The sequence below is a fragment of the Odoribacter sp. N54.MGS-14 genome (genome assembly GCF_000980295.1).
GTDB lineage: Bacteria > Bacteroidota > Bacteroidia > Bacteroidales > Marinifilaceae > Odoribacter > Odoribacter splanchnicus.
This window is the reverse complement of record NZ_LARL01000128.1, coordinates 1-2,900: the sequence shown is the minus strand read 5'-3', so window position 1 is coordinate 2,900 and position 2,900 is coordinate 1. Positions and strand designations below refer to the sequence as shown.

The following is a 2,900-nucleotide window of genomic DNA, read 5'->3' as shown; positions in this document are numbered from 1 at the left end:
TACATTGGAAATAACTGCAGATCCGGCTCGGGAACAATCTGTAGATATCGTTCCGGCAACATCTTTGAAAGTCGATTCTTTTGTCGATTTATCAAAGCCTTTTCGTTTTTTGATCAACACATACCAGGAATATGAGTGGACTATTACTGCCGATCAGCCTGTTGAAAGATATTTTAAAGTAGCCCATCAAGTAGGTGATGCTGTTATAAATCTGGCTGAGAAAATGGTTAAGATTACTGTTGAAAAAGGCCAAAGTTTATCGAATATACAAGTAGAGGATGTAAAACTGGGATCGTCCATCGCAACTTACGATCCTGATCCATTGACCCTGACAAATTTCCAGAAACAACAGGTTATTTATGTAACTTGTTTCGGTCGTATAGAAAGGTGGCTCATCACTGCTTTTATTGATTCGGGCGAAACTGCTGGAACAGATATTACAGGTGAAGTGAATGCTTGGGCTAAATTGGCTTATTTAAACGGAAATATCCCTTCCGGAAAAACAGGTACTCCTTATTTTGAGATTAAGGAAGCCCGTGCGACAACCTGGACGAAAGTGACAGCAGTGGTTAGCGGAAAAACTTTTACAGCGAAAGCAACGGGCCTGAAACCTCAGACTACTTATTCGGTACGTGGTGTAGTCGGAGAAGAGCAAGGGACTGAGGTGTCTTTTACAACCGAAGCTGCCGAGCAGGTTCCTTATAGTAATTTCGATCTGTGGTATAAAAATGGAAAGGCATGGTATACTGGCGTAGAAGGTATTTCTACTTGGGATTCCGGGAACGGAGGAGGGGCCAGTTTTGGTTTTAATCCGACATCGGAAGAGACAAGTGATGTGATAAAAGGATCGGCAGCAAAACTCGCTTCTTGTTATGCTGCGGTTAAGTTTGCGGCAGGAAGTCTCTATACCGGTAAATTTGCCGGTTTAGATGGTTTTAATGCAAAACTGGATTTCGGAATACCGTACACTTGCCGGCCTACCCGGTTGACCGGTTATTATAAATATAATTCAGGAACAGTAGATAAGGTTCCTGATAATGGTAAGTTCGATTTTATAAAAAATAAAACCGACAGTTGCCACATTTATGTGGCCTTATGCGATTGGACAGAAGCTTTTCATGCCAACTCAAAGACAGAAACTTTTGTAGATTATAGTGCTGATAATTCATCCATTATAGCCTACGGAGAGCTCAAAAATGATCGTAAGATGTCTGCTTATGAGAAATTTACGATAGATATCCAGTATCGCGATCTGACCCGGAAACCTACTTATATTGTGATTGTGGCTACTTCCAGCAAGTATGGAGATTATTTTGCCGGAAGTACAACTAGTGTGTTGTTATTGGACGAATTTGAGTTGAGTTTTGATTGATAAAACTTGTTTTTTCAGGGGAGTGTTGTAAATTTACTGCGTTAACCTGAAGATGATGATTTTGATAGATAGGATAAAAAGAAACCCTTGCCGGACATTTTGGTTCTTAGGTGGGGGTCTTTTTTTGATTTTTATAATCTGGTATAATATACTGCCGGTCCCCTTGTTTCAGGACCCTTATGCTACGGTGTTGCTCGACCGGGAAGGGCAGGTTATGGGTATGAAGGTGGCGGATGATGGGCAGATGCGTTTTGAAGAGGTTCAGGATTTGCCTCCCCGCTATGTTATTTCTGTTTTGGTTTTCGAAGACCGGTATTTTTTAGCCCATCAGGGGGTGAATTGGTGGGCTTTGTGCCGGGCATTAGTGCAGAATATACAGGCCGGGCATGTGGTCAGTGGGGGAAGTACGCTTTCGATGCAGGTGGTGCGTTTGGCTTTGGGAAATCCGCCCCGTACCGTTCCTGAAAAGATAAGGGAGATTTTCCTGACACTACGGATGGAGCAGAGTTATTCTAAAAAACAGATTTTGGAGATGTATGCTTCACACGCTCCTTTTGGGGGGAATGTAGTCGGCATACGGGCGGCTGCGCTGAAATATTTTAACCGCCGGCCCGAACAGCTGAGCTGGGCCGAAGCTGCTTTACTGGCGGTGTTACCTAATGCACCGGCATTGCTTTATCCCGGAAAGAACAATACTTTACTGAAACAAAAAAGAGACGGGTTGTTGGCCAAATTATACCGGGAAGGGGTGATGTCCGAAGATTCGTACCACCTGGCCTTGGCTGAGCCCTTGCCGGAAAAAAAGTTCGATATCCCTACTGTGGCACCCCATCTGTTGGCTAAGGCTTATCGGGAAAGAAAAGGAAAAGTGTGCCCGACATATATCGACGGACGCTTGCAGAAAAAGATCAATGAGATCGTAGAACGGCATACCGCTTTACTGAGCCAGAATTATATCTATAACATGGCTGTGTTGGTGGCTCATGTCCCGACCGGAGAAGTCAGGGCCTATGTCGGGAATAGTGCTCCCCGGAAGGGCAGCCGGGGAAATGACGTGGATATTGTCCAGGCTGTTCGGAGTTCGGGAAGTATTCTCAAACCGGCTTTATATGCTTGCATGTTACAGAGTGGGTTTATTTTACCCGGGACCTTAGTGCCCGATATCCCTTCCCGTTTCGGAAGTTATTCTCCTTCGAATTTTAACCGTGATTTTAAGGGCGTCGTACCGGCCAGACAGGCTTTGGCTCAATCCTTGAATATTCCTTTTGTACGCTTACTCAAAGATTATTCATATGCCCGTTTTTACGATGATCTGAAACAATTGGGAATTCGTTCTTTAAACCGCGACGCCGATCATTATGGACTGAGTCTGATTTTGGGTGGTGCTGAAACGTCACTTTGGGATATTTGTAATTTGTATGGAGGAATGAGTGCTGTATTGAATCATTATAGGTGAGTTCTATCAATTCAATTTATCCTCTTGTATCAGACAGCAGAACTCTTTAACTGCCCAATTTGTGAGTTTTAG

The 2,900-nt window shown here is 43.8% G+C and carries 2 protein-coding genes; both read left to right on the top strand.

The features are described from left to right. Nucleotides 1-1,372 (top strand): PCMD domain-containing protein (locus tag WS42_RS14440; RefSeq protein ID WP_046451338.1); only part of this gene is annotated, 1,372 nt, incomplete at its 5' end. A gap of 124 nt (nucleotides 1,373-1,496) precedes the next feature. Then, nucleotides 1,497-2,828 carry a transglycosylase domain-containing protein gene (locus WS42_RS14435; RefSeq protein WP_286728727.1) on the top strand — a complete coding sequence of 444 codons (1,332 nt, stop codon included), beginning with the start codon at nucleotides 1,497-1,499 and terminating at the stop codon, nucleotides 2,826-2,828. The last annotated feature ends 72 nt before the right edge of the window (nucleotides 2,829-2,900 follow it).